Source organism: Agrobacterium sp. 10MFCol1.1, assembly GCF_000381165.1.
GTDB lineage: Bacteria > Pseudomonadota > Alphaproteobacteria > Rhizobiales > Rhizobiaceae > Agrobacterium > Agrobacterium tumefaciens.
Genome location: NZ_KB906073.1, coordinates 346,608 through 370,928, shown reverse-complemented (window position 1 = coordinate 370,928; position 24,321 = coordinate 346,608). Strand labels below are relative to the sequence as shown.

Genomic DNA, 24,321 nt, shown 5'->3' with positions numbered 1-24,321 from the left:
GCCGAGCCTACTTACAAACCTTGCCTCAAACGCGACGTCATCCTCGGCCTTGTGCCGAGGATCTGCCGACATTTCACAAAATAGATAGGTAGCAGATGCTCGGGACAAGCCCGAGCATGACGAAGGTGAAGGTGTCCGTCACCACCTCACTACCTCCTCTGCGCCGTTCCCTCACTCCCCGGAAGGCGATTGCCTGCGGACCTGAAACGTGTGCCCCGGCCCCGGAAACGCACCGGAGCGCACCTCTTCGGCATAACCTGCCGCTGCATGTGAAACGGTCGCACCCAGATCGGCGAAACGTTTGACGAATTTCGGTTTGAAATCGGTGAAGAGACCGAGCATGTCGTCGGAAACCAGTACCTGCCCATCGCAGGCCGGTGATGCGCCGATGCCGACAGTCGGGACGGAGAGTTTTTCGGTCAATTCGCGCGCAAGCGGCTCGACGGTACCTTCCACGACAATGGCGAAAGCACCGGCCTGATCGACCGCAATCGCATCGCGCCAGATTTTCTGCGTTTCCGCATCTGAATGTCCAAGAGAGCGGAAACCTCCGGCGGTGTGGACCAACTGCGGCATCAGCCCGACATGGCCGAACACCGGAATGCCGCGCGCCACAAGAAAGGCGATGGTTTCGGCCATTTCCTCACCACCTTCCAGCTTCACGCCATCACAGCCGGTTTCCTGCATCAGCCGCACGGCGTTGCGGAACGCCTGTTCCTTTGATTCCTGATAGGTCCCGAAGGGGAGATCGACGATGACGCAGGCGTGTTCCACACCACGCATCACGGCGCGGCCATGGGCGATCATCATATCCAGGGTGACGCCGACCGTCGTGTCCATGCCATAAAGTACCATGCCGACTGAATCGCCAACCAGCAGCAGGTCGCAATGCGGATCGAGCAGGCGGGCAATCGGCGTCGTATAGGCGGTGAGGCAGACGATGCGCGCACCGCCTTTCATTTGCTTGATGGAGGCTGTCGTCAGCCGCTTCTGTTTCGCGTGCGTGCTCATCGTGCAGCCTCCTGTTTGCCTATTTTATCACGTCCGATGACGCGGTTGTCGAGAAGGCGGGTGCTGCCGACCCGCACGAACAGTGCCACTAGCACAGGCCGCGCCTGCAGCGAAGCCACGGGGGCCAGCGTGTCGGGATCGCGCACTGCCACGACTTCGGGCAACGCCAGCTTCTCCTTGGCAATGAATTTTTCTATCGCCGCTTCTAAAGTGGCCGGGTCGTCGCAGCCCTCATCGTACAGCCGCTCGGCCTCATCAAGCGCGCGCGGCACAATTACGGCGGCGGCTCGCTCTTCAAGGCTCAGGTAGACATTGCGCGAGGAGCAGGCGAGCCCATCCGCCTCACGTACGGTGGCGACGGGAACGACGCGGACTGGCTGGGCGAGATCGTCCACCATGCGCCGGATCAGCGTTACCTGCTGGTAGTCCTTTTCTCCGAAATAGGCGGCATCCGGCTGCACGAGATTAAAAAGCTTGGTGACAACAGTCGTAACCCCGGCAAAATGCCCCGGCCGTACCGCACCTTCCAACTGGCTTCCCAGTTCCGGCACATCCACCACGGTCTGCATCGGGCGCGGATACATCTCCGTAACCTCGGGTGCGAAAAGAATGTCGACACCTGCCTCTTCCAGCAGCGCGCTATCGCGGGCGAGATCGCGGGGGTAACGGGCAAGATCCTCATTGGCTCCAAATTGCAGCGGATTGACGAAGATCGAGACCACCGTCACGTCGTTCTCCGCTTTCGCCCTGGCAACCAGCGTCAGATGGCCGATATGCAAAAAACCCATGGTTGGCACGAAGCCGACGGTCTTGCCATCGCGACGAAACGTGGCGGTCAGACCGCGCAACTCGGCGACGGTTTTTACAAGGCGCATAGGTTCTCCTCCAGCTCCCCGATCGCCCTCCGGCGAAAGGTGGTGGATAGAACTCGATTTGCCGAACGGGGTCAACGCGGCTGTGGGCATTATATCGATTAAGACCTTGAGCGGTGGTTCAGGACCCGCCAGCCCAAATCGGCGGGCGTTTTCCAGCGAAGGCGTCTCTGCCTTCGCGCGCCTCCTCGCTGCTGCTGATCTTCGCTATGACGCTTTCGGCAAAGGCGAGCCGTTCACTGGCCGGCAAGTCGCGCATCGTCAGCAGCGCTGCCTTTCCGGCGGCGACTGCGCCTGGCGCGTTCTGCCGCAAGCGGGCGAGTACCCCCTCGATCACGCCATCGAGTTCGGCACGTGGCGCCGTGCGGTTGATGAGGCCGATGCCTTCGGCCTCTGCGGCGGTGACCGGTTGCCCCAGATAGGCCATCTCGTGGAGGCGGCTCAGCGGTATTTTGGCCAGAAGTTTCGCCGCCACCATGGCCGGGAAAAGCCCGACGCGAACTTCCGGCAAGCCGAACTCCGTATGATCGGCGGCATAAGCGAGATCGCAGGCCGCGATAAGGCCTAGCCCACCCGCCAGCACCCGGCCATTGACGCGGGCGATGACGATTTTGTTGCAGGTCTCGATAGCGCGCATCACATTGGCGATGGGGTTCGTTCCGTCTCGCGAGAGGAACATGCCACCAGCGCTTTCCTTCAGATCGGCCCCTGAGCAGAAGCTGCGGTCGCCCGCTGCCGTTATCACAACCGCACGCAGGTCGCCGTCGCTGGAGGCCGTCCGGATCGCATGCGTCAAGGCGTCCGTCATCGCGGCGTTCATGGCGTTGTGGACGTCCGGCCGGTTAAGCGTCAGCCACAGAACGTCCTTGCGCTTCTCGCTCAACAGCTCACCCACCATGTGCATTATCCTCCATCTTTACGGCAAGAAGTGCCTTACCGGCGCGTGACGCATTTGCCCTGCCTAGATGGCGACTTATCCAGTCTCCCGTTCTCGCCACCGTCATCAGGTCGATGCCGGTTTTGATGCCAAGCCCGTGCAGCAGATAAACAACGTCTTCGGTGGCGACATTGCCGCTTGCGCCCGGCGCAAAGGGGCAACCGCCGAGCCCGGCCACGGAACTGTCGAACACACAAATACCTTCCTCAAGCGAAGCCAGCACATTGGCGACGCCCTGCCCGTAGGTGTCGTGGAAATGCATGGCGAGTTTTTCGCGCGGGATGCGGGTCGATACATGTTGGATGAGCTTGCGGATTTGCCCGGCCGTGCCGACACCAATCGTATCGCCGAGCGAGATTTCGTAGCATCCCATGGCGACAAGCGCTTCGGCCATCGCCGCCACATCTTCGGGTGCGACCGCGCCGTCATAGGGGCAACCCGCGATGCAGGAGACATAGCCGCGCATGCGGATGTTACGGCTGGCCGCTGCCTCCGAAACATCGCGCAGGCGCTCGAGGCTTTCGGCGCGCGAACAGGCGATATTGTGCTGGCTGAAGCCTTCGGATGCGGACACGAAAACGGCTATCTCCGTCACACCGGCTTCAACGGCGGCCTCGAAACCCTTGATATTGGGAACGAGCGCCGGATAGGCGGTATTGGGATGTCGTTTGAGGCCTAGAAGCACCTCCTTCGACCCTGCCATTTGCGGAACTTTTTTTGGCGAAACGAAGGCTCCTGCCTCCACCGCCGCCAATCCGGCCGCAGCCAGCCGCTCGATCAACCTGATCTTGATGGCGGTGGGAACCTCTGCAGTTTCGTTTTGCAGGCCATCACGTGCGCCGACCTCGACGATCTTGACGGTTTTGGGTAAGGCCATCTCATGCGCCCTCCGGTTCGAAATCCACCAGCATGGCGCCGGCTTCGACCATATTACCTTCGGCGCAGTTAATGGCGGTGACGGTGCCTTTTGCTGGCGCACGGATAGTGTGCTCCATTTTCATCGCCTCCATAACCACAAGCGCGTCACCGGCCTCAACCGCTGCGCCCTGCTTGCTTAGAATGGCGCGGATGACGCCGGGCATCGGGGCTTCCAGACCGCCGGTATGGGTGGAGGTATCCGCTACATCGACCGGGTCGGGCTGGCTGATGCGATAGTGCTCGCCATCCAGAAAAAGCGCGTGGCCGTTATCGCTGGCAAAGAAACGGCACTTCCTTTGCCTGCCATCGACGGTCGCCCGCAGTGTGCCGTCTTGTGAGATGCTGCCATGAGCGCGGATAGCCCGCGTGCCGATCTCCAGTGAAAAACCATCTGGCTCATGTGTAACGGCGACATCGACCGGCTGTTGATCCAGGACGAAACGCAGGGTTTCCCTCGCTGGCGCATTGAGGCGGAAAGAGTTCGTATTGTTCCAAGGGCTATAAGGATCGGCCTGCGGCTTGGCCCCGTTCCGGCGTGAGAGAAGCAGGCCGAGCGTGGACAAAGCTATTTCGTTCTCGCTCGTGGCTCCGGGGGCAAAAAGCGCCGCTTCGTTGCGGGCTATGAAGCCGGTATCGAGTTCGGCGGCGGCGAAAGCGTCCAGCCCCGCAAGCCGTGTCAGAAAGGCGGCATTGCTGGTGACGCCGCAAATCGCCAGTTTTTCGAGTGTGAGACGCAGACGCCGCACGGCAGACGGACGGTCGTAGTCCCAGACGATCAGCTTAGCGATCATCGGATCATAGTGCACGCTGATGGCGTCGCCGGTGCGTATGCCGCTATCTATCCTAAGGTGAGGTCCTTCTTCCGGAAAGGCGAGGTGGCTGACCGTGCCGATTGACGGCAGAAAATCATGCGCCGGGTCTTCGGCGTAAATCCGTGCCTCGATGGCATGGCCGTTGATGCGCAGATTGCCCCAGTCGTCCGGCAGCGCCTCTCCATTCGCAACACGGATCTGCCATTCGACCAGATCGAGCCCGGTAATATATTCCGTGACCGGATGCTCGACCTGAAGCCTGGTGTTCATTTCCATGAAATAGAACGCGCCGGACGGGTCGAGCAGGAACTCCACCGTTCCAGCCCCGCGATAGTCGATGGCGCGGGCGGCGGCGACCGCCGCGTTGTACATGCGTTGCCTGAGCGTATCGGGCAGGCCGGGGGCAGGGGCCTCCTCTATGACTTTCTGGTGCCGGCGCTGGATCGAGCAATCGCGCTCGAAAAGCGAAAGACAATTGCCATGGCCATCGGCAAAGACCTGCACCTCCACATGTCGCGGCCGTTCCAGATATTTCTCGATCAGCATACGGTCATTGCCGAAGGCGGCGAGCGCTTCGCGTTTTGCGCCGGCAAGCTCTGCCGCAAATTCACGCTTTTCACGGACAACGCGCATGCCCTTGCCACCGCCGCCAGCTGAAGCCTTGAGTAAAACCGGATAGCCGATGGCTTCTGCCTCGCCGGCAAGCTTTTCGTCGGCCTGATCCTCGCCGTGATAGCCGGGCACCACGGGAACGCCCGCCTGCGCCATAAGCGCCTTCGCCTCGCTTTTTCCGCCCATGGCGCGGATGGCATCGGGTGTCGGGCCGATGAAAATGATGCCGGCAGAGGCGCAGGCTTCGGCGAAACCGGCATTCTCCGAGAGAAAACCGTAACCGGGATGAATGGCTTGCGCGCCGCTTGCCTGTGCGGCGGCGATGATCTTTTCAGCATCGAGATACGACGAGCGGGCAGGTGCAGGACCGATCGCAATGGCCTCGTCGGCCAGCGCCACATGCATGGCGTCGCGGTCGGCATCCGAATAGACCGCGACGGTGCGGATGCCCATCTTGCGGGCGGTGCGGATGATCCGGCAGGCGATTTCGCCGCGGTTGGCGATCAGTATTTTTGAGAACATTGTCGCCTCACATCCTGAATATGCCAAAACGGGTGGGTTCAATCGGCGCGTTCAGCGCGGCCGACAGGCCAAGGCCGAGCACGAGGCGGGTGTCCTTCGGGTCGATGATGCCATCGTCCCACAGTCTTGCACTGGCATAATAGGGGTGACCTTCCCGCTCGTATTTTTCCCGGATCGGCTGTTTGAACGCCTCCTCGCCCTCCTTGGACCAGTGGCGGCCATCCGCCTCGATGCCGTCGCGCCGGATTTGCGCCAGAACAGATGCCGCCTGCTCGCCGCCCATGACGGAAATGCGCGCATTCGGCCACATCCATAAAAAGCGCGGCGAATAGGCGCGCCCGCACATGCCGTAATTGCCCGCACCGAAGGAGCCGCCGATAATGACGGTGAATTTCGGCACTTTGGCCGATGCAACGGCCGTAACGAGCTTGGCGCCATCCTTCGCGATACCATCAGCCTCATAGGCCTTGCCGACCATGAAGCCGGTGATGTTCTGCAGGAAAACCAGCGGAATGCCGCGCTGGCAGCAGAGTTCGATGAAATGCGCGCCCTTGAGCGCCGATTCCGAAAACAGAATGCCGTTATTGGCGACGATGCCGACGGGATAACCGTGGATATGGGCGAAACCACAGACCAGCGTCGTGCCGTAAAGCGCCTTGAACTCGTCGAATTCGGAACCATCCACCAGACGCGCGATGATCTCGCGCACCTCGAAAGGCTTGCGCGTATCGGTGGGCACGATGCCGTAAAGCTCCTCCGATGGATAAAGCGGTTCTGCGGGTTCGCGAATATCCAGCTCCACGCGTTTGCGGCGATTGAGGGTGGAGACGATCCTTCGGGTCAGCGAAAGCGCGTGGCGGTCATCGTGGGCATAGTGATCAGTCACGCCGGATTGCCGCGAATGCACATCCGCGCCGCCCAGTTCTTCCGCACTCACCACTTCGCCCGTTGCGGCCTTCACCAGCGGCGGGCCGCCGAGGAAGATCGTGCCCTGATTTTTGACGATCACGGACTGGTCGCTCATAGCAGGCACATAGGCCCCGCCAGCCGTACAGCTTCCCATCACCACGGCGATCTGGGCGATGCCTGCCGCCGACATATTGGCCTGATTGTAAAAGATGCGGCCGAAATGATCGCGGTCGGGAAAAACCTCGTCCTGATTGGGAAGGTTCGCACCGCCGGAATCGACCAGATAAATGCAGGGCAGGTGGCTGTCGTCAGCGATCTCTTGCGCGCGCAGATGTTTCTTGACCGTCAGCGGATAATAGGTGCCGCCTTTCACCGTCGCGTCATTGGCCACGATGACGCATTCACGGCCTGCGACGCGACCGATGCCGGTGACGATGCCGGCGGCCGGAACGGGTTCGTCGTAGACCTCGTATGCTGCGAATTGCGAGAATTCGAGAAACGGACTGCCGGGATCGAGCAGTGCCTCTATCCGGTCGCGCGCAAGCAATTTGCCGCGTGACAGATGCCGTTCGCGCGCCTTGTCGCCGCCGCCCTTGGAGATTTTTTCGACATGCTGCCGCAGGTCATCCACCAGGCCCGACATGAAGGTGACGTTGGCGGAAAAGGTAGGATCGCGGTTCAGACTGGATGTAAGCTTCATCGCATTCCTCACCCATTGCCTTTGACCAGTTCGCGGCCGATCAGCATCCGGCGGATTTCGCTGGTGCCCGCGCCGATTTCATAAAGCTTGGCGTCCCGAAGCAGCCGCCCGGCCGGACTTTCATTGACATAGCCGGAACCGCCGAGAAGCTGGATCGCATCCAATGCAACTCGCGTCGCCCGCTCGGCGGCAAACAGGATCGCACCTGCCGCATCCTGCCTTGTGATGCGGCCATTGTCGCAGGCGCGCGCCACGGCATAGACATAGGCGCGGGAGGCGTTCATGGCCGAATAGATATCGGCAAGCTTTCCCTGCACCAGCTGGAATTCGCCGATCGGCTTGCCGAATTGCTTGCGCTCACGCGCATAGGGTAGCACCAGATCGATAGCCGCCTGCATGATGCCAACAGGGCCGGCAGCCAGCACCGCGCGCTCGTAATCAAGCCCGCTCATCAATACCGTCACGCCGTCGTTCAAACGCCCGAGGATGTTTTCCTCCGGTACCTCGCAATCCGTAAACACCAGTTCGGAGGTGGGTGAGCCGCGCATGCCAAGCTTGTCGAGTTTTTGTGCGGGGCGAAAACCCTTGAAGCTTTTCTCGATCAGAAAGGCCGTGATGCCACGCGCACCGGCGGACATGTCCGTCTTGGCGTAGACAACCAGCGTGTCTGCCTCGTGACCGTTGGTGATCCACATCTTTGTGCCGTTCAGCACATAGACGTCGCCCTTACGTTCCGCCTTCAGCCGCATCGAGACGACATCCGAGCCGGCCTCCGTCTCGCTCATGGCAAGCGAACCGACATGCTCGCCCGACACCAGCTTGGGCAGATATCGCCGCTTCTGCTCTTCCGTTCCCCAGCGATGAATCTGGTTGATGCAGAGGTTGGAATGGGCGCCATAGGACAGGCCGATGGACGCGGAAGCGCGGCTTATCTCCTCCATCGCCACGCAATGAGCGAGATAGCCCATGTCAGCACCGCCGAATTCCTCCGAAACGGTAATACCGTGCAGACCGAGTTCACCCATCCGCGGCCAGAGCTGGCGCGGAAACTGATCGTTGCGATCGATTTCTGCGGCGAGCGGCGCTATTTCATCGTCGGCGAATGCTCTTGCGCTGTCGCGCAATGCTGCGATTTCCGGGCCGAGATCGGCATCGAAAATGGCGGCGAGGTTCAAACTCATCGCGTCTCCTCCTCCGGACGGCCATTTATCTCCGTCCCTCTCGTCAGCGGCCAGCACCTCCTCCGTGCTGGCAACTCTCATTTATGGCGCGTCACCTCCGGTGAAGGCGGCGGAACGGCGCACGAATGTCTTGATGGCGAAATTGGACTGGATGCGCGACACACCGGGAACTGTGGTCAGGAAATCCAGAAGCTGCTGATAATGCGGTAGATCCCGCACCATGGCATGAATGAGATAGTCGGAACTGCCGCTCGTCTGATAGCCGCCCACCACTTCTGGAATGGAGGCGACATGGTGCTCGAACGTCGTCAGCGCTTCCTTGATCTGCCGTTCCAGCGTGACGGAAATGAAGACGCCCATATTGCCGAGCAGCCGGTTCTCATCGAACACGGCGGTATAACCGCGAATGATGCCCTCTTCTTCCAGCTTGCGCACGCGGCGCAGTGTCGGGGTGAAGGAAAGCCCGATCCGGGCCGCCAGATCGCGCCAGCTCACACGCCCGTCATCGCCAAGCACATGGAGAATCTTCTGGTCGAAACTGTCGAGCTCAATCATGGATCATTTGCTCTATGATATGACTAATTGTTGGATCAAAGATATCGCCAATCAAAAAACTGTCAATCAAAATAGCTTTGAAATGAATTCGAGATAGTGATAGCGTTCACGTCAGTCGCGGTCTGGAGGAGATAGCGATGACGGTCGTTCTCTCGGTGGGAGGATGACCAAGGGAGGTGAATTTGGCTGTGCATGACCCTGTCGTTATCGTCGGGGCCGCCCGTACTGCTATGGGTGGGTTCCAGGGCGAATTCAAATCGGTGGCGGCGTCCGATCTTGGGGCGGCGGCGATCCGCGCGGCCGTCGAACGGGCTGCAATTTCTTCCGCTGACATTGACGATGTGCTGATGGGCTGCGTGCTCTCAGCCGGGCAGGGACAGGCTCCTGCCAGACAGGCAGCGATTGCCGCCGCCATTCCCAACTCGGTTGGCGCAACAACAATCAACAAGATGTGTGGCTCGGGCATGAAAGCGATCATGCTGGCACATGACCAGCTTGCGGCGGGAAGCTCTTCCATCGTGCTTGCAGGTGGCATGGAAAGCATGAGCAACGCCCCCTATCTGCTGGACCGCGCCCGCAACGGCTATCGTCTTGGCCACGGCAAGCTCACCGACCACATGTTTCTCGACGGTCTCGAAGACGCCTATGACAAGGGCAGGCTGATGGGGACTTTCGCTGAAGATTGCGCGCAAGAGTATCAATTCACTCGCGCGATGCAGGATGATTTTGCGCTCGCCTCACTGGAACGGGCGCGACGCGCCATAGAGGAAGGTGCGTTCGAAGCGGAAATCGCGCCTGTTGGCGATGATGGCGTGGACGAGTTGCCGGGGAAGGCAAAGCCGGAAAAGATACCGCAGCTGAAGCCTGCTTTTCGCGACGGCGGAACGGTGACGGCGGCGAATTCCAGTTCTATCTCGGATGGTGCAGCCGCTCTCGTTCTCACGCGCCGTTCCGAAGCGGAAAGGCGAGGCCTTTCACCGCTGGCGACCATTATCGGTCAGGCATCCCATGCGGATGCACCCGCCAGATATCCGACGGCTCCCATCGGCGCGATGACAAAGCTGTTCGAAAAAACCGGCTGGTCGGCGAAGGATGTCGATCTGTTCGAAATCAACGAGGCTTTCGCGGTTGTGGTGATGGCGGCCATGCGTGATCTCGATCTGCCACATGAGAAGGTGAATGTGCATGGCGGCGCCTGCGCGCTCGGCCATCCCATCGGGGCTTCCGGTGCACGCATCGTCGTCACGTTGTTGGCCGCTTTGCAGCGTCACGGACTGAAACGCGGCGTTGCCGCCGTCTGCATCGGCGGCGGCGAGGCGACTGCGCTTGCGGTCGAGCGGCACTGAAGGGAGGCGGAGATGATCCTGAACGAAGCCCAGCAACAGATCAGGGAAATGGCCCGCGATTTCGCCCGCGAGCGGCTTGCCCCCGGCGCTTCCGCGCGCGACCGGGAAAGCCGGTTCCCGAAAGACGAGCTGAAACAAATGGGTGAACTCGGCTTTCTCGGCATGCTGGTCTCGGAGGACTATGGCGGGTCGGAAACCGGTGCTGTCGCCTACGCCCTGGCGCTGGAGGAAATCGCTGCCGGTGACGGCGCCTGTTCCACCATCATGAGCGTCCACAATTCGGTTGGCTGCGTGCCGATCCTGAAATTCGGCACGGCAGAGCAGAAGCAGCGTTTCCTCCCCAAGCTCGCCTCCGGCGAATGGATCGGCGGTTTTGCGTTGACCGAACCGCAGGCCGGTTCCGACGCCTCCAATCTGAAGACAAAAGCGCGGCGCGATGGCGACCGCTATATCATCGACGGCGCAAAACAGTTCATCACGTCGGGCAAGAACGGCGATGTCATCATCGTTTTTGCCATCACCGATCCGGCTGCCGGCAAAAAAGGTATCACGGCCTTCATCGTGCCGACAGATACGCCCGGTTACGAGGTAATCAGGATCGAGGAAAAACTCGGTCTGCATTCTTCGGATACCTGCCAGATTGCCTTTACCGACATGGCGGTCCCAGCCGAATTGCGGCTCGGTGAAGAGGGGCAGGGGTATCGCATCGCGCTCGCCAATCTGGAAGGCGGTCGTATCGGCATTGCCGCACAGGCGGTTGGCATGGCGCAGGCGGCTTTCGAGGCGGCGCGGGATTATGCCCGCGAGCGCAAGGCCTTCGGGCAAGCCATCATCGAGCATCAGGCCGTTGCGTTCAGGCTTGCGGATATGGCAACGCGCATAACGGCGGCGCGGCAACTGGTGCTGCATGCAGCGGCGCTGAAGGAAGCGGGCGAGCCCTGCCTTTCGGAGGCCTCGATGGCCAAGCTCTTTGCCTCGGAAATGGCGGAGCGTGTCTGCTCGGACGCCATCCAGATTCACGGCGGTTACGGCTACATGGCAGATTATCCGGTGGAGCGGATCTATCGCGATGTACGCATCTGCCAGATTTACGAGGGAACCAGCGATGTCCAGCGCATGGTCATCGCGCGAAACCTCTGAAAATTGTTTCGTCGTCTGGAGGAGATGGCGATGGGAGGAGTAGAATGGATATTACCGAAACCACGCATCTCAGCCTGCATGTTCCCGAACCAGCGGTGCGGCCAGGCGACCAGCCGGATTTCTCCAATGTGAAGATACCCAAGGCCGGCTCCGTGCCGCGCCCGGAGGTGGACGCAGCACCTGAAGACATGCGCGATCTGGCCTATTCCATCATCCGCGTCCTCAATCATCAAGGTGAGGCTGTCGGCCCGTGGGCCGGGCTGCTTTCGGATGAGGATTTGCTCGTCGGCCTGAAGAACATGATGCGGCTGCGGGCTTTTGATGCCCGCATGCTGATGGCACAGCGGCAGGGCAAGACCTCCTTTTACATGCAGCATCTGGGTGAGGAAGCGGTCAGTTGCGCCTTCCGCAAGGCGCTCTCCAAAGGCGACATGAATTTCCCGACCTACCGGCAGGCGGGTCTGCTGATCGCCGACGATTACCCGCTCGTCACCATGATGAACCAGATCTATTCCAACGAACTGGACCCGCTGCATGGGCGGCAATTGCCGGTTCTTTACTCCTCGAAGGAGCATGGCTTCTTCACCGTGTCGGGCAATCTTGCCACGCAATATGTGCAGGCGGTCGGCTGGGCGATGGCATCTGCCATCAAGGGCGATACGAAGATCGCCGCAGCATGGATCGGTGACGGCTCAACGGCGGAATCGGATTTCCACTCTGCGCTGGTCTTCGCCTCCACCTACAAGGCGCCGGTCATCCTCAACATCGTCAACAACCAATGGGCCATTTCCACCTTTCAGGGTATCGCGCGCGGCGGTTCCGGCACCTTTGCGGCCAGAGGCCTGGGCTTCGGCATTCCGGCGCTCCGGGTCGACGGCAACGACTATCTCGCCGTTTATGCCGTGGCACGCTGGGCGGTGGAGCGGGCGCGGCGCAATCTCGGACCGACGCTGATCGAATATGTGACCTACCGTGTCGGTGCGCATTCCACTTCCGACGATCCGAGCGCTTATCGCCCCAAGACCGAGTCCGAGGCATGGCCACTGGGTGACCCGGTTCTGCGGTTGAAGAAACATCTCATCCTGCGCGGCGTCTGGTCGGAGGAGCGGCACCGGCAGGCGGAAGCGGAAATTGCCGACGAGGTGCTTGAGGCGCAGCGTGAGGCGGAAAGCCACGGTACGCTGCATGAGGGCCGCAAGCCGCCAAAGAAGGATATTTTCGAGGGCGTTTACGCCGAGATGCCGCCGCATCTCGCCCGCCAGCGCCAGAAGGCAGGGTGGTGAGACATGACAAGAATGACGATGATCGAAGCCGTCCGCAGCGCCATGGATGTGTCCATGGAGCGCAGCGACGATGTGGTGGTATTCGGCGAGGATGTTGGCTATTTCGGCGGCGTGTTTCGTGCGACGCAGGGCTTGCAGGGCAAATATGGCAAGACACGCTGTTTCGACGCGCCGATCAGCGAATCCGGCATTGTCGGCACGGCCATCGGCATGGCCGCTTATGGCCTGCGCCCCTGCGTCGAAATCCAGTTCGCGGATTACATGTACCCGGCCTATGACCAGATCACCCAGGAAGCGGCGCGCATTCGTTATCGCTCCAATGGCGATTTCACCTGCCCCATAGTCCTGCGCATGCCGACCGGCGGCGGCATTTTTGGCGGGCAGACGCATAGTCAGAGCCCGGAGGCGCTTTTTACCCATGTCTGCGGGCTAAAGGTGGTGGTTCCCTCCAATCCTTACGACGCCAAGGGGTTGCTGATCGCCTCGATCGAAGACCCGGATCCGGTGATGTTTCTGGAGCCGAAGCGGCTTTATAACGGCCCCTTCGACGGCCATCACGACCGGCCGGTAACGCCATGGTCGAAGCACGAGATGGGCGAGGTGCCGGAAGGACATTACACCATTCCGATCGGCAAGGCCGAAATCCGCCGCGCCGGGCAGGATGTCACTGTCATCGCTTACGGCACCATGGTGCATGTTGCGCTCGCCGCAGCGGAAGAAACGGGCGTGGATGCCGAGATCATCGATCTGCGCAGCCTTTTGCCACTCGATCTGGACACCATTGTGAAGTCCGTTGCCAAGACCGGTCGCTGCGTCATGGTGCATGAGGCAACGCTCACGTCAGGCTTCGGTGCGGAGGTCGTGTCGCTGGTACAGGAGCACTGCTTCTATCATCTGGAAGCACCGGTCGTCCGTGTGGCTGGTTGGGATACGCCTTATCCCCACGCGCAGGAGTGGGATTATTTTCCGGGGCCGGCCCGCGTCGGGCGCGCTCTCGTCGAAGTCATGGAGGCCTGAAGATGGCGGAATTTGTTATCACTATGCCTGATGTCGGCGAAGGTGTTGCGGAAGCCGAACTGGTGGAATGGAATGTCAAACCCGGCGATCCCGTGCACGAGGATATGGTGCTGGCCGCTGTGATGACCGACAAGGCGACGGTTGAAATCCCATCGCCGGTTGCGGGCGTCGTCACATGGTTGGCAGCGGAGGTGGGTGATACGGTGGCGGTTAAGGCGCCGCTGGTGCGCATCGAAACCAATGCCTCCGCTGTTGCTGCTGCCCCCGCGGATGTGACCGAGCCGGAAGCGCCATCCGACATGACGGAAGAGCCGCCAGCGGCTGAAATCCAGCCCGCCCGCGAAATACAGGATGCGCCGCCTTCCCCTGAGGTGGAACACCATAAACCTCTGGCGTCGCCAGCCGTTCGCCAGCGCGCCGACGATCTCGATATCGATCTCGGACAAGTGAGGGGAACAGGGCCGGACGGGCATATCACCCACGCCGATCTCGATACATTTCTGACCGCACGGTCGCAATCTGAGCGGCCCGCTGCGCCGATAGCTTCCCGCGATAGCGCTGTCGAAGAGGTGAAGGTGACAGGGCTGAGGCGCAAGATCGCCGAGAAGATGACGCTGTCCGTCTCCCGCATTCCCCACATCACCTATGTCGAGGAAATCGACGTGACCGATCTGGAGGATTTGCGCACGACCATGAATGGCAACCGCCGGTCAGGACAGCCGAAACTGACGATCCTGCCGTTCCTGATGCGCGCACTTGTGAAAACGGTCGCCGATCATCCCGGCATGAATGCCACCTTCGATGACGAAAAAGGGGTCGTCAGTCACTACGAAGCGGTGCATATCGGCATAGCCACGCAGACACCTACGGGGCTGATGGTCCCGGTCGTTCGCCACACGGAAGCGCTCGGCCTTTGGGAGTGTGCTGCTGAAGTTGTGCGCGTGGCCGAGGCGGCGCGCACCGGCGCCGCGCAACGGGACGAGTTGACGGGGTCCACCATCACCATCAGCTCGCTTGGCCCCCTTGGCGGTATCGTTTCGACGCCCATCATCAATCACCCGGAGGTGGCGATCATCGGCGTGAACAAGATCGTGACGCGACCGGTCTGGGATGGCAGCGGTTTCGTGCCGCGCAAGATGATGAACCTCTCCTCCAGTTTCGATCACCGGGTCGTCGACGGCTGGGATGCCGCCGTCTTCATTCAGGCTATCAAGGCGCTGCTGGAAAAGCCGGCGCTGATCTTCATCGACGGCTGAGCTTCGTTCGAAAAGGATTTTCTTCCGTGAAGCACTTCAGCTTCACGGAACTGTTTCGGTGTCGGTATAGGCTTGCGTTCGCGATCTTCGAGTATAGAAGAGAAAGAACGAGAAGCGTGTTTTCTCATCATGATCATAGTGGCGGACGGGGGCGCTCCGGTGCCCAGCGCTTCGCTGTTCATCGGCAACCGAATGAAGAAGAAGGTCCTTTCATGAGCACTCCCAAACCCGTTGTCCTGACTATTCTCGATGGCTGGGGACTGAGCGAGGACACGTCCAGCAATGCACCGGTACTGGCAAACACGCCCACCATGGATCGGCTTTTCGCCACCTGCCCGAATGCGCGGCTGACCACCTTCGGCCCGAATGTCGGCCTACCCACCGGGCAAATGGGCAATTCGGAAGTTGGACACACCAATATCGGCGCCGGTCGCATCGTCGCCATGGATCTTGGCCAGATCGATCTGGCTATCGAAGACGGCAGCTTTTTCAGGAACGCTGCGATGCTCGATTTCGCCGCCAAGGTGAAGGCTGCGGGCGGCGTGGCGCATGTGATGTGCGTCGTCTCCGATGGCGGCGTTCACGGCCACATCGTCCACGGTCGGGCGGCGGTGAAGCTGCTGACCGATCTGGGTTTGAAGGTCGTCGTGCACGCCATCACCGATGGTCGCGATGTCGCGCCGCAGTCCGCGGAAGGCTTCGTCGCCGCATTTGCGGCAAGTCTGCCGCAAGGCGCCAGCATTGGCACGGTGATCGGCCGTTATTATGCGATGGACCGCGATAATCGCTGGGAGCGCGTTGAAAAGGCCTATGACGCCATGGTTCTCGGCCGGGGCGAACATGCGCCGGACGCGGTGAGCGCCGTTGCCGCAAGCTACAAAAATGATGTTACGGACGAATTCATCCTGCCAACGGTCATCGATGGTTACGAAGGCTTCAAATCCGGCGACGGTCTCTTCTGCCTGAATTTCCGTGCCGACCGCGCTCGTGAAATCCTGCTTGCCATCGGTGCGGACGATTTCGACGGGTTCGTGCGTGAAAAGCCAGTGCTTTCGGCGCTGCTTGGCATGGTGGAATATTCGACCAAACATGCGACCTTCATGACGACGGCTTACCCTAAGCGCGATATCGAAAATACGTTGGGCGCCTGGGTTGCCAAGCAGGGTCTGCGGCAGTTCCGACTGGCCGAGACGGAAAAATATCCGCATGTCACTTTCTTCCTGAACGGTGGCAAGGAAGAACCTGAAGTGGGCGAAGACCGCTTCATGCCGAAGTCTCCCAAGGTTGCGACCTACGATCTGCAGCCGGAAATGAGCGCGCCTGAGGTGACGGAGAAATTCGTCGAGGCGATCGGCAAGGGTTACGATCTCATCGTCACCAATTACGCCAATCCCGACATGGTGGGCCATACCGGCGATCTGCAAGCCGCGATCAAGGCTTGCGAAGCCGTGGACCGGGGGCTCGCCGCAGTCGTTGCCGCTCTGGAAAAGGTTGGCGGCGCCATGCTGGTGATTGCCGACCACGGTAATTGTGAAACCATGGTTGACCCGGTAACTGGTGGCCCGCACACCGCGCACACCACCAATCCGGTGCCGGTGATCCTGTTCGGCGGACCTGAAGGCGCGAAGCTGCATGACGGTATCCTTGCCGATGTCGCTCCCACGCTGCTGCAATTGATGAATGTGCCGCTGCCTGCGGAAATGACGGGCAAAAGCCTGATCGACCTGTAATCCAGCGATGATGCGCGAGAGCCTGCTGCTCTCGCGCATGTCCAGGCAAGGCGGAAATGCCTACCGTTTGGCGTAGATTCGGTCGTGAACGAGCATGCCGGCGATCATGGCGCAAACGAAGAGAATGACCGGCATTAGGCCGAGAGCAAGCGCCGATATCGCCGGGCCGGGGCAGAAACCGGCAAACCCCCAGCCTGCGCCGAAAATAGCCGAGCCCACAACCAACGGCGCGTCGACCCGAGTTTTGGCGGCAAGGTGAAATTCCGCACTGAGAACTGGTTTGGCAAGGAAACGGCACAACAGAACGCCCGGCACGGCGACCAAAACCGCACCGCCGAGAACGAACATCAGGCTCGGATCCCAATGGCCGCTTGCCACGTCGAGAAAGCCTGAAACGCGGGCAGGATCGATCATGCCGGACAGGGAGAGGCCAAATCCGAACAGTGCCCCGGCCGCAAGTGCCACCACGAAACGCGCCATGACCTGATTTTTCATGACAGCGCTCCGTTTATCGTCGCGGCAAGGATACCGGTGATCAGGAAGATGGCAGTGGCGGTGATGGAGCGCCGGGAAAATCGCGCAAGACCCATGATGCCATGGCCGGATGTGCAGCCGGATCCCATGCGCGTACCGAACCCCACCAGCAGCCCAGCAATGACGATCAGCGGCCAGGGTGCAGATATGGTGAGCGCGGGAAAGCGGCCGAATGCGGCGGCGTAAAGATAGGGGCCTGTGAGCAAACCTGCGACGAAAGCCACATCCGTCAAGCGCCGTTCCTTGCCGAGTACATTGCTCAGGATGCCGCTGATGCCGGCGATGCGGCCGTTAAAGAGAAACAGAAGAATACTCGCGAGGCCGAGCAGCATACCGCCGAAGAGAGAGGGCCAATAGGCTGTCACGGGTTTTCCTCCGGCGCACAGAAGATGGTATAGAGAGCCTCGATCAGCTGCGCCGCTTTTTCCTCGGTTAACCGGTAGAAGATCTGTTTGGCCTCGCGCCGCGTTTCAACAACGCCCGCCTCACGCAAAACCCCAAGTTGCTGGGAAAGTGTGGGCTGGCGGATATCCAGCTTGGCTTCCAGCTCGCCAACGGAAAACTCCCCCTGCGCCAGCGTGCAGGCGAGCATCAGCCGCGCGGGATGGGCAAGTGTCTTCAAGAGTATGGCGACCTCGACTGCGCGTTCCTCCATCTCGGCAAGCGGGATTTCGGTGATATCAGGTATCTGTTTCCGCATGTTTTCCTTTACCATGTGCTGCCCCCCAGCACGTCAAGCGGGAATTTCAGATAACGTTTGCCATTGGCCTCCGGCTCCGGCAGGCGCCCGCCACGGATATTGACCTGCAAGGCGTGCAGAATAAGCTTCGGCATCGGCAAGGTGCGATCCCGCGCCTCGCGCAGCTGGATGAAGCCTTCCTCTGTCATGCCAGCCAGATGCGGATTGCCGCGTTTCTGTTCTCCAACAGTGCTTTCCCATTTGGGCGCGCGGCCACCGGGTTGATAGTCGTGTCCGGTGAAAAGCCGCGTTTCGTCGGGAAGGGCGAGAATCTCCTGAATGGATGCCCAGAGTTCTCTGGCGCTGCCGCCTGGAAAATCGGCGCGCGCCGTGCCGGAATCAGGCATGAAAAGAGTGTCATGCACGAATGCGGCGTCGCCCACCACGTAGGTTACGGAGGCGAGCGTATGTCCGGGTGAAAACAGCACGCGAGCTTCCAGCGAGCCGATGTTGAACCGGTCTCCCGCTTCAAACAGCCGGTCCCATTGCGAGCCGTCTGTTTCAAGATAGGGCCAGTTATATTTCTCCTGCCACAGCCGCTGCACACCGGTGACCTTGGCGCCGATTGCCGTTTTCGCGCCGGTTCTTTGGCTGAGATAGTGCGCGGCGGAAAAATGGTCGGCATGCGGATGCGTGTCCAGAACCCATTCCACCGACAGGCCTTGCTCCTTGACATAGGCCAGAATGGCATCGGCATTCACCGTGCCGGTCGCCCCCGATTTCTCGTCGAAATCGTAGACCGGATCGATGATGGCGCAGCGCCGGGTTGCGGGGTCGGAAACGACATATTGCACGCTCGATGTGCTCGGATCGAAGAAAGCCTTGACGTGCGGCTTTGCCGCAGCCTGCCGCTCCAGCCAGCGGACGGCACCGGAAAGATCGAAACCATGCTGTTGGCCGAAAGTCGCGATCTCGCTTTGTTTCATGCGCCCGTCCAGCGCTTCGCCAAGCACATAAAGCGTCAGCGCCCGAGCTCCACCCTTGCAATGGGCGAATACGGGGCCTTTTGCCTCGGTCATCGTCTGCTGAAAGGCACGAATATCGGCTTCGGTAATAGTCGGGCCATTGACCGGAATAAAACTGTAGGCAAGACCCGCAGCATTGGCGGCGCTTTTTTCATGTTCATTGCCCGGCTGGCCGGGCTCTTCGCCATCCGGCCGGGCATTGATGATGCTTTTGTAGCCCTGATCGGAAAGCGATGAAAAGTCGGAGATATCCGGCTGGCCTGCGACCGTCAGACGTTCGTTGATCCTCACGGCACTCATCGGCTTCTCCTGTAGCTCTAAATTAATATACGTTATCATATAATGTATATTGTTCGGCGGCAACAGACGGAAGAGAAAATTTCAGAGGTGGCGATTTCCTGTGTTCGCGACGAAATCACAAGCTTGCCCGAAGGGGATCGAGCAAGTGTGCTTTTCCGGGAAGCCCGCAGGTGAGTGTGGGCGGGGGCTGGCTTCAGGCTAAAAGCTTGCGGCGCGTCGCTTTCCAGCCAAGACAGATTGCCGCAACAAGCAGGGCGAGTTGAGCGACAAGGAATGGTGGTTCGTTGCCGTTTGGAGCCAGTGCGTTCAGTGCCTCGACCTTGAGAAAGGACTGAACGATCAGCACGAACATATTCAGATAAAGGCCCATCGTAGCGGTGATCGAATAAACAGTTCGCGCCCTGCCATTGAGACCGTATCCGTAAAGCGCGACCAGCGCGACCGCCAGAATGATGGTCGAGATGATGCCGACGCCGAGTGCCGGTGTGAAGTTGCCGATTGGAAACAGGAAGCCGGTGAGCGTTGTGGCGAGCGTGGTGACGAGAAACAGCGCCATCATGCGCGGCATCCATCGCCCTGCCGCATAAGCGGGCAGGGCGATCAATCCGGTTACGATGCCTATGAGGCTCAAGGCAACGTGCAATGTCGTGAATTGGGGAATGGTCAGTCCGAGGATCATGATGCGTCTCCCTCTATTCAGTTTGGGTTGCACCATACCGACTGGCGGCATGTGCATGCGATAGATTGGGCCTCAATGCAGCGCGGGCCGCAAGGAAATTTTCAAGGTCTGCCGTATCCGGCAGGGAAGGAATGGTCAGCGTCTCGCCCAGATCAAGACCGGCCAGGGCTGCATCCACCATCTCGTGAGCATCCATGACCATGGCGGCGGGAATGGCGTCGAGACGTTCCTCTTCCCAGATGGCCGTGCGGGTGATGCCCGGCAGGACACCTTGAACCCGAACGCCGGAAGGGGAAAGCTGCGCGTGCAGCGCCTCGGTGAAGGCAAGCACAAAGGCTTTGGTCGCCGGATAAACGGCGGTAAATGCCGCCGGCATCAAGGCAGTGACCGAGGTGATATTGATGATCGTGCCCTTTCCATCTGCTGCAAGACGCGGTGCGATCGCCGCTGCAAGCCGGGTGACGGCAAGGATATTGAGATTGATCATCGTCGTGACATGGGCCGGGTCCAGTTCCGTGATAGCGCCGTCTCCGGCAATACCGGCATTGTTGACGAGACCGGTGATCCGTCGGTCCTCGCGCAGCCGTGCCTCTACCCTTTCGAGGTCTTCCGCCCGTGAAAGGTCTGCTGCCAGAACCTCGACAGCGATCTGGTGATCCTTTTCCAGCCGCTCGGCCAGCGCCTTCAGCTTTTCGGCGCGTCGCGCCACGAGGATAAGATCGTGGCCGCGTTTTGCGAGGCGCTCGGCATAAACAGCGCCAATGCCATCGGACGCGCCGGTGATGAGAAACGTATTCTGTGTCATGTCCCGTGTTTCCTTTGTCTGGTGGTTTCAGGCGTTGATGAAAGCAAGAAGGTCGGCGTTGAACCGGTCCTGATGGGTCTGTGTCAGTCCATGGTCGGCGCCCTCATACACCTTGAGGGTCGCATGTTTGACGATCTTGACCGTGGAGAGCGCCGAAGCGCCGATCGGCACGATCTGGTCGTCGTCGCCGTGCAGTACGAGCGTTGGCTTGTCGAAAGCCTTCAGGTCCTGATGGAAATCGCTTTCCGAAAAGGCGCGGATGCTGTCTAGCTGGCCCTTGAGGCCGCCCATCATGCCCTGCCGCCAGAACTCGTCGCGAATACCTTCAGAAATCACAGCACCTTCACGGTTGTAGCCGTAGAAAGGCATGGTCAGATCCCTGAAGAACTGGCTGCGATTGTCGTAGGTACCCTTGCGGATGCCGTCGAAAACATCGATCGGCAGGCCGATGGCATTGCTTTCCGTCTTCAGCATCAGTGGCGGTACTGCGCCGATGAGGGCGATCCTGGCGACGCGGGCCGTACCATGGCGGCCAATATAGCGCGTTACCTCGCCGCCGCCGGTGGAATGGCCGACGAGAATGATGTCGTGAAGATCGAGCTGTTCGATCAGCTCGGCCAGATCGTCAGCATATTGATCCATGGTGTTGTTGTGCCAGACTTGGTCGGAGCGGCCGTGGCTGCGGCGATCATGGGCGATGGTGCGGAAACCGTTATTGGCAAAGAATACCATCTGCGCGTCCCATGCATCGGCACTGAGCGGCCAGCCGTGGGAAAAGATGATGGGCTGGCCGTCTTTCGAACCCCAGTCCTTGTAGAAGATGTGCGTTCCGTCTCTGGTGACTATCGTTGTCATGGCTCTCTCTCCTGTTGCGGGTGGTTTGCTTGCGTCCCGTGGGAATAGAGATACTCTGGAGACAGCCGGGGCTGGATTGGCGCTTCTGACAGAAAACGAGCCGAAACTGACAAAACGGGGATGTGGGGCATGGCGGGTGTTGCGGGAAGTGCGCTGGAAGTCGGTCTGGTTCTCTACCGGGACTGTCAGGTCGCCATGGTGCACGGCATCACCGATCTTTTTGCCATCGCGTCGGTCTTCTCAGAGGATCGTGGTGGGCCGAAACTGCGCGTCAGCCACTGGAGCATGGGTGAGGGCGGTGAGTTTTCCCGTTGTCATGACACCGAGCCGGGCAGGCCGGGGCATCCCGATATCTTCGTCGTACCCGGCCGGCTGACCGGGCCAGCCGAAATCGATGAGGCTGCGCCCTATGCCCGCTGGCTGCTGGACCGGCATGCGCAGGGCGCGACGCTGGCCGCCAGTTGCGGCGGTTCCTTCATCATCGCTGCGACAGGTCTTCTCGCCGGCCGGCCGGCCACTACCCACTGGCTGTTTGCGGAACGGTTTCGCGAGCGCTTTCCCGATATCCGCCTGGAGATAGACAAGATCGTCATCGAAGACGGCGATATCATCACGGCGGGTGGGCTGATGGCATGGACCGATCTTGGTCTGCGCATTGTTGACCGGCTGCTTGGGCCTTCGGTGATGATCGAGACCGGTAAATTCCTGCTGATCGACCCCTCCGGTCGGGAGCAGCGACATTACAGCAGTTTTGCGCCGCGGCTGACGCATGGCGACGAGCCGATCCTGAAGGTGCAGCACTGGCTGCAGGCGCGCGCCGGGCGGGCGACCAGTGTCTCCGATATGGCCGCACATGCCGGGCTGGAGGAGCGAACCTTCCTTCGCCGCTTCAAGGCCGCCACCGGTATGAAGCCTATCGAATATGTCCAGCATCTTCGTGTCGGCAAGGCGCGGGAACTGCTGGAATTCACCCGTCGTTCGGTAGACCAGATCGCCTGGTCGGTGGGATACGAGGATGCCGCTGCCTTCCGTCGTGTATTTCACCGTATTCTCGGCCTCTCGCCGGGCGAGTACAGAAACCGCTTTTCCAGCGGTTCGGCCATGGTGGCCGCCTGAGGGCAAATCCCGCTGTTGCGACATTGCCGCTTCGCAACGAGGTTGGTGCGAGAAGCGCGGCCCTTGCAATGTGGCGGGTGTTTGCTAACATGCCAGACAAGTTTAAAACAGGTGGGCCGGAATGGACGTTGAGAGCAGCACGAAGCCGGGAATATCGCTCGCGGCGAAAATCAGCTCCGCATTGCGGCGGGATTTGTCTGAAGGCGTGTTCCGTCCCGGCGACCGTCTCCCGAGTGAGAGCGCGCTGACACGCGAATATTCCGTCAGCCGCACCGTGGTGCGGGAGGCCATCGCCATTCTGCGCGCGGATGGTCTCGTTGAGGCCCGCAAGGGAGCGGGCGTTTTTGCCATTGAGGTGAAGCCGGCCAAGGAAGTGCCTTTCAATGATCTCGCCGTGGGGCGGATCTCCTCGGTTATCGAACTGCTGGAATTGCGCACCGTCTTCGAAGTTGAGTCCGCCGGGCTTGCGGCATCGCGCCGTTCCGCCGTGCAGGTGGAGTCGATTGTCGATGCGCATCGGCGCGTTGGCGACTGTCTCGCCGCCGGGTTGCCGACGCGGGATGCCGATTTCGAGTTCCATCTGGCCATTGCACAGGCGACGCAGAACAGGCGATTCCCCGAGTTTCTTCAACTCATCCGCTCCGGCATCATCCCGCGTGGCGAATTACAGGGGGCGGCGCCCGGTTCCCGTCCGAAGGACTACAATCTTCATCTCCAGGAGGAGCATGCGAAGATCGTTGACGCCATCATCGAAGGCGATGCCGATGCTGCCCGCCAATATATGGCGGCGCATCTGCGCGGTAGTCTTGAGCGCTACAAGGTGCTTTTGCGCTCCCGTACAGCCGCTGAATAACTAGGAAATTTCAGCTTTCTCAGCAGGTTAAGCGCTCGCCCGTCGGTAGAAAGCCAGAGAGGCGGCAAGCGTCAAAAGTGCGCCGCCGCAAATGCGGTCGAGCCATAACGCCCCTGACTTCCGCAACAGTCTGACGGCCTGCGAGCCCAGCAGGGCATATGCGAACATGACGATGAAATCGATGCCGGCAAAAACCAGCGCAAGCACCGCATATTGCTGGATCTGCGGTGCTGCCGGATCGATGAATTGCGGCAGAAAAGCCGAAAAGAACAGATATCCCTTGGGGTTGGTCACGGCCACAAGGAAGCTTTTGAGGAAAATCGAGCGGGCGGAAGTGGCCCCGGAAGTGTCTGCCGATTGAAGAGCGCCATCGAGCGAGCCTCTGGAGCGCAAAAGCATGACGCCCAGGAAGGCGAGATAACAAACGCCGACCCATTTGACGACGCCGAACCAGAACTCCGAGGCGGCGAGCAATGCTCCCAATCCCAGTGCAACCGCGCCGATCAGGACGAAATCTGACAGCACCGCACCAGCCATACCTGTCAAGGCGCGGCGAACCCCGAAACGCGAGCCATTCGCAAGCGCCAGCAAAACCGTCGGGCCAGGTGTGGCAATGCCGATAAAGGCAACTATCGCAAATGCCAGAAGTGTCATTTCCGCCATCTCTTCCTCCC

24 protein-coding genes are annotated in these 24,321 nt (G+C 60.3%); 8 read left to right on the top strand and 16 right to left on the bottom strand.

What is annotated here, in order from left to right; translation table 11 throughout:
• Positions 1 to 171: 171 nt before the first annotated feature.
• The 8 genes from panB to F617_RS0106375 all read right to left on the bottom strand — a co-directional run bounded on the left by panB (position 172) and on the right by F617_RS0106375 (position 9,029).
• Entirely contained in the window at positions 172 to 1,011 is an 840-nt protein-coding gene (panB, locus tag F617_RS0106410; protein WP_019564793.1) for a 3-methyl-2-oxobutanoate hydroxymethyltransferase, read from the bottom strand.
• On the bottom strand, positions 1,008 to 1,886 hold the full coding sequence (gene panC / locus F617_RS0106405) for a pantoate--beta-alanine ligase (RefSeq protein WP_019564792.1): 879 nt from the start codon (positions 1,884 to 1,886) through the stop codon (positions 1,008 to 1,010). Before panC ends, panB begins: the two co-directional genes overlap by 4 nt.
• Positions 1,887 to 2,004: 118 nt before the next feature.
• Positions 2,005 to 2,781: an enoyl-CoA hydratase-related protein gene (locus F617_RS0106400; protein ID WP_019564791.1), complete on the bottom strand. Its 777-nt coding sequence runs from the start codon at positions 2,779 to 2,781 to the stop codon at positions 2,005 to 2,007.
• Entirely contained in the window at positions 2,771 to 3,697 is a 927-nt protein-coding gene (locus tag F617_RS0106395; protein ID WP_019564790.1) for a hydroxymethylglutaryl-CoA lyase, read from the bottom strand. The genes F617_RS0106400 and F617_RS0106395 overlap by 11 nt, the downstream gene beginning before the upstream one ends.
• A gap of 1 nt (position 3,698) precedes the next feature.
• The gene (locus F617_RS0106390; protein ID WP_019564789.1) at positions 3,699 to 5,684 is read right to left on the bottom strand and encodes an acetyl/propionyl/methylcrotonyl-CoA carboxylase subunit alpha; all 1,986 of its coding nucleotides are present in this window, start codon (positions 5,682 to 5,684) and stop codon (positions 3,699 to 3,701) included.
• A gap of 7 nt (positions 5,685 to 5,691) precedes the next feature.
• Positions 5,692 to 7,293: a carboxyl transferase domain-containing protein gene (locus F617_RS0106385; protein WP_019564788.1), complete on the bottom strand. Its 1,602-nt coding sequence runs from the start codon at positions 7,291 to 7,293 to the stop codon at positions 5,692 to 5,694.
• Positions 7,294 to 7,301: 8 nt separating this feature from the next.
• Complete coding sequence (locus F617_RS0106380; protein ID WP_019564787.1) at positions 7,302 to 8,474, bottom strand: isovaleryl-CoA dehydrogenase; 1,173 nt, start codon at positions 8,472 to 8,474, stop codon at positions 7,302 to 7,304.
• 81 nt (positions 8,475 to 8,555) lie between these two features.
• Complete coding sequence (locus tag F617_RS0106375; RefSeq protein ID WP_003500312.1) at positions 8,556 to 9,029, bottom strand: Lrp/AsnC family transcriptional regulator; 474 nt, start codon at positions 9,027 to 9,029, stop codon at positions 8,556 to 8,558.
• A 182-nt stretch (positions 9,030 to 9,211) separates the two neighbouring features.
• On the opposite strand from F617_RS0106375, the gene F617_RS0106370 reads away from it, so the two are divergent.
• The 6 genes from F617_RS0106370 (at position 9,212) to gpmI (ending at position 16,801) form a co-directional block, all read left to right on the top strand.
• Complete coding sequence (locus tag F617_RS0106370; RefSeq protein WP_026330702.1) at positions 9,212 to 10,375, top strand: acetyl-CoA C-acyltransferase; 1,164 nt, start codon at positions 9,212 to 9,214, stop codon at positions 10,373 to 10,375.
• A 12-nt stretch (positions 10,376 to 10,387) separates the two neighbouring features.
• Positions 10,388 to 11,515, top strand: coding sequence for an acyl-CoA dehydrogenase family protein (locus tag F617_RS0106365; protein ID WP_019564785.1), 1,128 nt, complete (start codon positions 10,388 to 10,390; stop codon positions 11,513 to 11,515).
• 44 nt (positions 11,516 to 11,559) lie between these two features.
• Positions 11,560 to 12,798 carry a 3-methyl-2-oxobutanoate dehydrogenase (2-methylpropanoyl-transferring) subunit alpha gene (locus tag F617_RS0106360; RefSeq protein WP_003511177.1) on the top strand — a complete coding sequence of 413 codons (1,239 nt, stop codon included), beginning with the start codon at positions 11,560 to 11,562 and terminating at the stop codon, positions 12,796 to 12,798.
• Positions 12,799 to 12,801: 3 nt separating this feature from the next.
• Entirely contained in the window at positions 12,802 to 13,815 is a 1,014-nt protein-coding gene (locus F617_RS0106355) for an alpha-ketoacid dehydrogenase subunit beta (protein WP_013761697.1), read from the top strand.
• Between the two features lie 2 nt (positions 13,816 to 13,817).
• Positions 13,818 to 15,071 carry a dihydrolipoamide acetyltransferase family protein gene (locus tag F617_RS0106350; protein ID WP_019564783.1) on the top strand — a complete coding sequence of 418 codons (1,254 nt, stop codon included), beginning with the start codon at positions 13,818 to 13,820 and terminating at the stop codon, positions 15,069 to 15,071.
• 212 nt (positions 15,072 to 15,283) lie between these two features.
• The gene (gene gpmI / locus F617_RS0106340) at positions 15,284 to 16,801 is read left to right on the top strand and encodes a 2,3-bisphosphoglycerate-independent phosphoglycerate mutase (RefSeq protein WP_019564782.1); all 1,518 of its coding nucleotides are present in this window, start codon (positions 15,284 to 15,286) and stop codon (positions 16,799 to 16,801) included.
• Positions 16,802 to 16,861: 60 nt separating this feature from the next.
• On the opposite strand, the gene F617_RS0106335 is transcribed toward gpmI, so the two are convergent.
• The 7 genes from F617_RS0106335 to F617_RS0106305 form a co-directional block, all read right to left on the bottom strand.
• Positions 16,862 to 17,296, bottom strand: a complete 435-nt coding sequence (locus F617_RS0106335) for a YeeE/YedE family protein (protein ID WP_013761694.1) — start codon at positions 17,294 to 17,296, stop codon at positions 16,862 to 16,864.
• Positions 17,293 to 17,700, bottom strand: coding sequence for a YeeE/YedE family protein (locus F617_RS0106330; RefSeq protein WP_019564781.1), 408 nt, complete (start codon positions 17,698 to 17,700; stop codon positions 17,293 to 17,295). Before F617_RS0106330 ends, F617_RS0106335 begins: the two co-directional genes overlap by 4 nt.
• On the bottom strand, positions 17,697 to 18,050 hold the full coding sequence (bigR, locus tag F617_RS0106325) for a sulfite-sensing transcriptional repressor BigR (protein ID WP_003511171.1): 354 nt from the start codon (positions 18,048 to 18,050) through the stop codon (positions 17,697 to 17,699). The genes F617_RS0106330 and bigR overlap by 4 nt, the downstream gene beginning before the upstream one ends.
• Complete coding sequence (gene blh, locus F617_RS0106320; RefSeq protein ID WP_019564780.1) at positions 18,044 to 19,339, bottom strand: bifunctional sulfur transferase/dioxygenase Blh; 1,296 nt, start codon at positions 19,337 to 19,339, stop codon at positions 18,044 to 18,046. The genes bigR and blh overlap by 7 nt, the downstream gene beginning before the upstream one ends.
• 193 nt (positions 19,340 to 19,532) lie before the next feature.
• Positions 19,533 to 20,018 (bottom strand): hypothetical protein, encoded by a 486-nt coding sequence (locus F617_RS0106315; RefSeq protein WP_003511169.1) that lies wholly within the window; start codon positions 20,016 to 20,018, stop codon positions 19,533 to 19,535.
• Between the two features lie 13 nt (positions 20,019 to 20,031).
• The gene (locus F617_RS0106310; RefSeq protein ID WP_003511167.1) at positions 20,032 to 20,823 is read right to left on the bottom strand and encodes an SDR family oxidoreductase; all 792 of its coding nucleotides are present in this window, start codon (positions 20,821 to 20,823) and stop codon (positions 20,032 to 20,034) included.
• A 27-nt stretch (positions 20,824 to 20,850) separates the two neighbouring features.
• Positions 20,851 to 21,678 carry an alpha/beta fold hydrolase gene (locus F617_RS0106305; protein ID WP_003511165.1) on the bottom strand — a complete coding sequence of 276 codons (828 nt, stop codon included), beginning with the start codon at positions 21,676 to 21,678 and terminating at the stop codon, positions 20,851 to 20,853.
• A 129-nt stretch (positions 21,679 to 21,807) separates the two neighbouring features.
• Here F617_RS0106305 and F617_RS0106300 point away from each other — a divergent pair, with 129 nt between their 5' ends.
• Positions 21,808 to 22,794, top strand: a complete 987-nt coding sequence (locus F617_RS0106300) for a GlxA family transcriptional regulator (protein ID WP_003511164.1) — start codon at positions 21,808 to 21,810, stop codon at positions 22,792 to 22,794.
• Between the two features lie 121 nt (positions 22,795 to 22,915).
• Entirely contained in the window at positions 22,916 to 23,647 is a 732-nt protein-coding gene (locus tag F617_RS0106295) for a FadR/GntR family transcriptional regulator (RefSeq protein WP_003511162.1), read from the top strand.
• A 27-nt stretch (positions 23,648 to 23,674) separates the two neighbouring features.
• Here the strand turns inward: F617_RS0106295 and F617_RS0106290 are convergent, their stop codons facing one another.
• Entirely contained in the window at positions 23,675 to 24,310 is a 636-nt protein-coding gene (locus tag F617_RS0106290) for a LysE family translocator (RefSeq protein WP_026330701.1), read from the bottom strand.
• Positions 24,311 to 24,321: the final 11 nt, after the last annotated feature.

What these genes read in the sequence shown, in the direction of transcription:
- F617_RS0106395 (WP_019564790.1), bottom strand. Translation starts at nt 3,697, where the DNA reads ATGGCCTTACCCAAAACCGTCAAGATCGTCGAGGTCGGCGCACGTGAT.
- panB (WP_019564793.1), bottom strand. Translation starts at nt 1,011, where the DNA reads ATGAGCACGCACGCGAAACAGAAGCGGCTGACGACAGCCTCCATCAAG.
- blh (WP_019564780.1), bottom strand. Translation starts at nt 19,339, where the DNA reads ATGAGTGCCGTGAGGATCAACGAACGTCTGACGGTCGCAGGCCAGCCG.
- F617_RS0106290 (WP_026330701.1), bottom strand. Translation starts at nt 24,310, where the DNA reads ATGGCGGAAATGACACTTCTGGCATTTGCGATAGTTGCCTTTATCGGC.
- panC (WP_019564792.1), bottom strand. Translation starts at nt 1,886, where the DNA reads ATGCGCCTTGTAAAAACCGTCGCCGAGTTGCGCGGTCTGACCGCCACG.
- F617_RS0106390 (WP_019564789.1), bottom strand. Translation starts at nt 5,684, where the DNA reads ATGTTCTCAAAAATACTGATCGCCAACCGCGGCGAAATCGCCTGCCGG.
- F617_RS0106360 (WP_003511177.1), top strand. Translation starts at nt 11,560, where the DNA reads ATGGATATTACCGAAACCACGCATCTCAGCCTGCATGTTCCCGAACCA.
- F617_RS0106400 (WP_019564791.1), bottom strand. Translation starts at nt 2,781, where the DNA reads ATGGTGGGTGAGCTGTTGAGCGAGAAGCGCAAGGACGTTCTGTGGCTG.
- gpmI (WP_019564782.1), top strand. Translation starts at nt 15,284, where the DNA reads ATGAGCACTCCCAAACCCGTTGTCCTGACTATTCTCGATGGCTGGGGA.
- F617_RS0106300 (WP_003511164.1), top strand. Translation starts at nt 21,808, where the DNA reads ATGGCGGGTGTTGCGGGAAGTGCGCTGGAAGTCGGTCTGGTTCTCTAC.
- F617_RS0106385 (WP_019564788.1), bottom strand. Translation starts at nt 7,293, where the DNA reads ATGAAGCTTACATCCAGTCTGAACCGCGATCCTACCTTTTCCGCCAAC.
- F617_RS0106315 (WP_003511169.1), bottom strand. Translation starts at nt 20,018, where the DNA reads ATGATCCTCGGACTGACCATTCCCCAATTCACGACATTGCACGTTGCC.
- F617_RS0106380 (WP_019564787.1), bottom strand. Translation starts at nt 8,474, where the DNA reads ATGAGTTTGAACCTCGCCGCCATTTTCGATGCCGATCTCGGCCCGGAA.
- F617_RS0106310 (WP_003511167.1), bottom strand. Translation starts at nt 20,823, where the DNA reads ATGACACAGAATACGTTTCTCATCACCGGCGCGTCCGATGGCATTGGC.
- F617_RS0106365 (WP_019564785.1), top strand. Translation starts at nt 10,388, where the DNA reads ATGATCCTGAACGAAGCCCAGCAACAGATCAGGGAAATGGCCCGCGAT.
- bigR (WP_003511171.1), bottom strand. Translation starts at nt 18,050, where the DNA reads ATGGTAAAGGAAAACATGCGGAAACAGATACCTGATATCACCGAAATC.
- F617_RS0106295 (WP_003511162.1), top strand. Translation starts at nt 22,916, where the DNA reads ATGGACGTTGAGAGCAGCACGAAGCCGGGAATATCGCTCGCGGCGAAA.
- F617_RS0106335 (WP_013761694.1), bottom strand. Translation starts at nt 17,296, where the DNA reads ATGAAAAATCAGGTCATGGCGCGTTTCGTGGTGGCACTTGCGGCCGGG.
- F617_RS0106375 (WP_003500312.1), bottom strand. Translation starts at nt 9,029, where the DNA reads ATGATTGAGCTCGACAGTTTCGACCAGAAGATTCTCCATGTGCTTGGC.
- F617_RS0106355 (WP_013761697.1), top strand. Translation starts at nt 12,802, where the DNA reads ATGACAAGAATGACGATGATCGAAGCCGTCCGCAGCGCCATGGATGTG.
- F617_RS0106350 (WP_019564783.1), top strand. Translation starts at nt 13,818, where the DNA reads ATGGCGGAATTTGTTATCACTATGCCTGATGTCGGCGAAGGTGTTGCG.
- F617_RS0106305 (WP_003511165.1), bottom strand. Translation starts at nt 21,678, where the DNA reads ATGACAACGATAGTCACCAGAGACGGAACGCACATCTTCTACAAGGAC.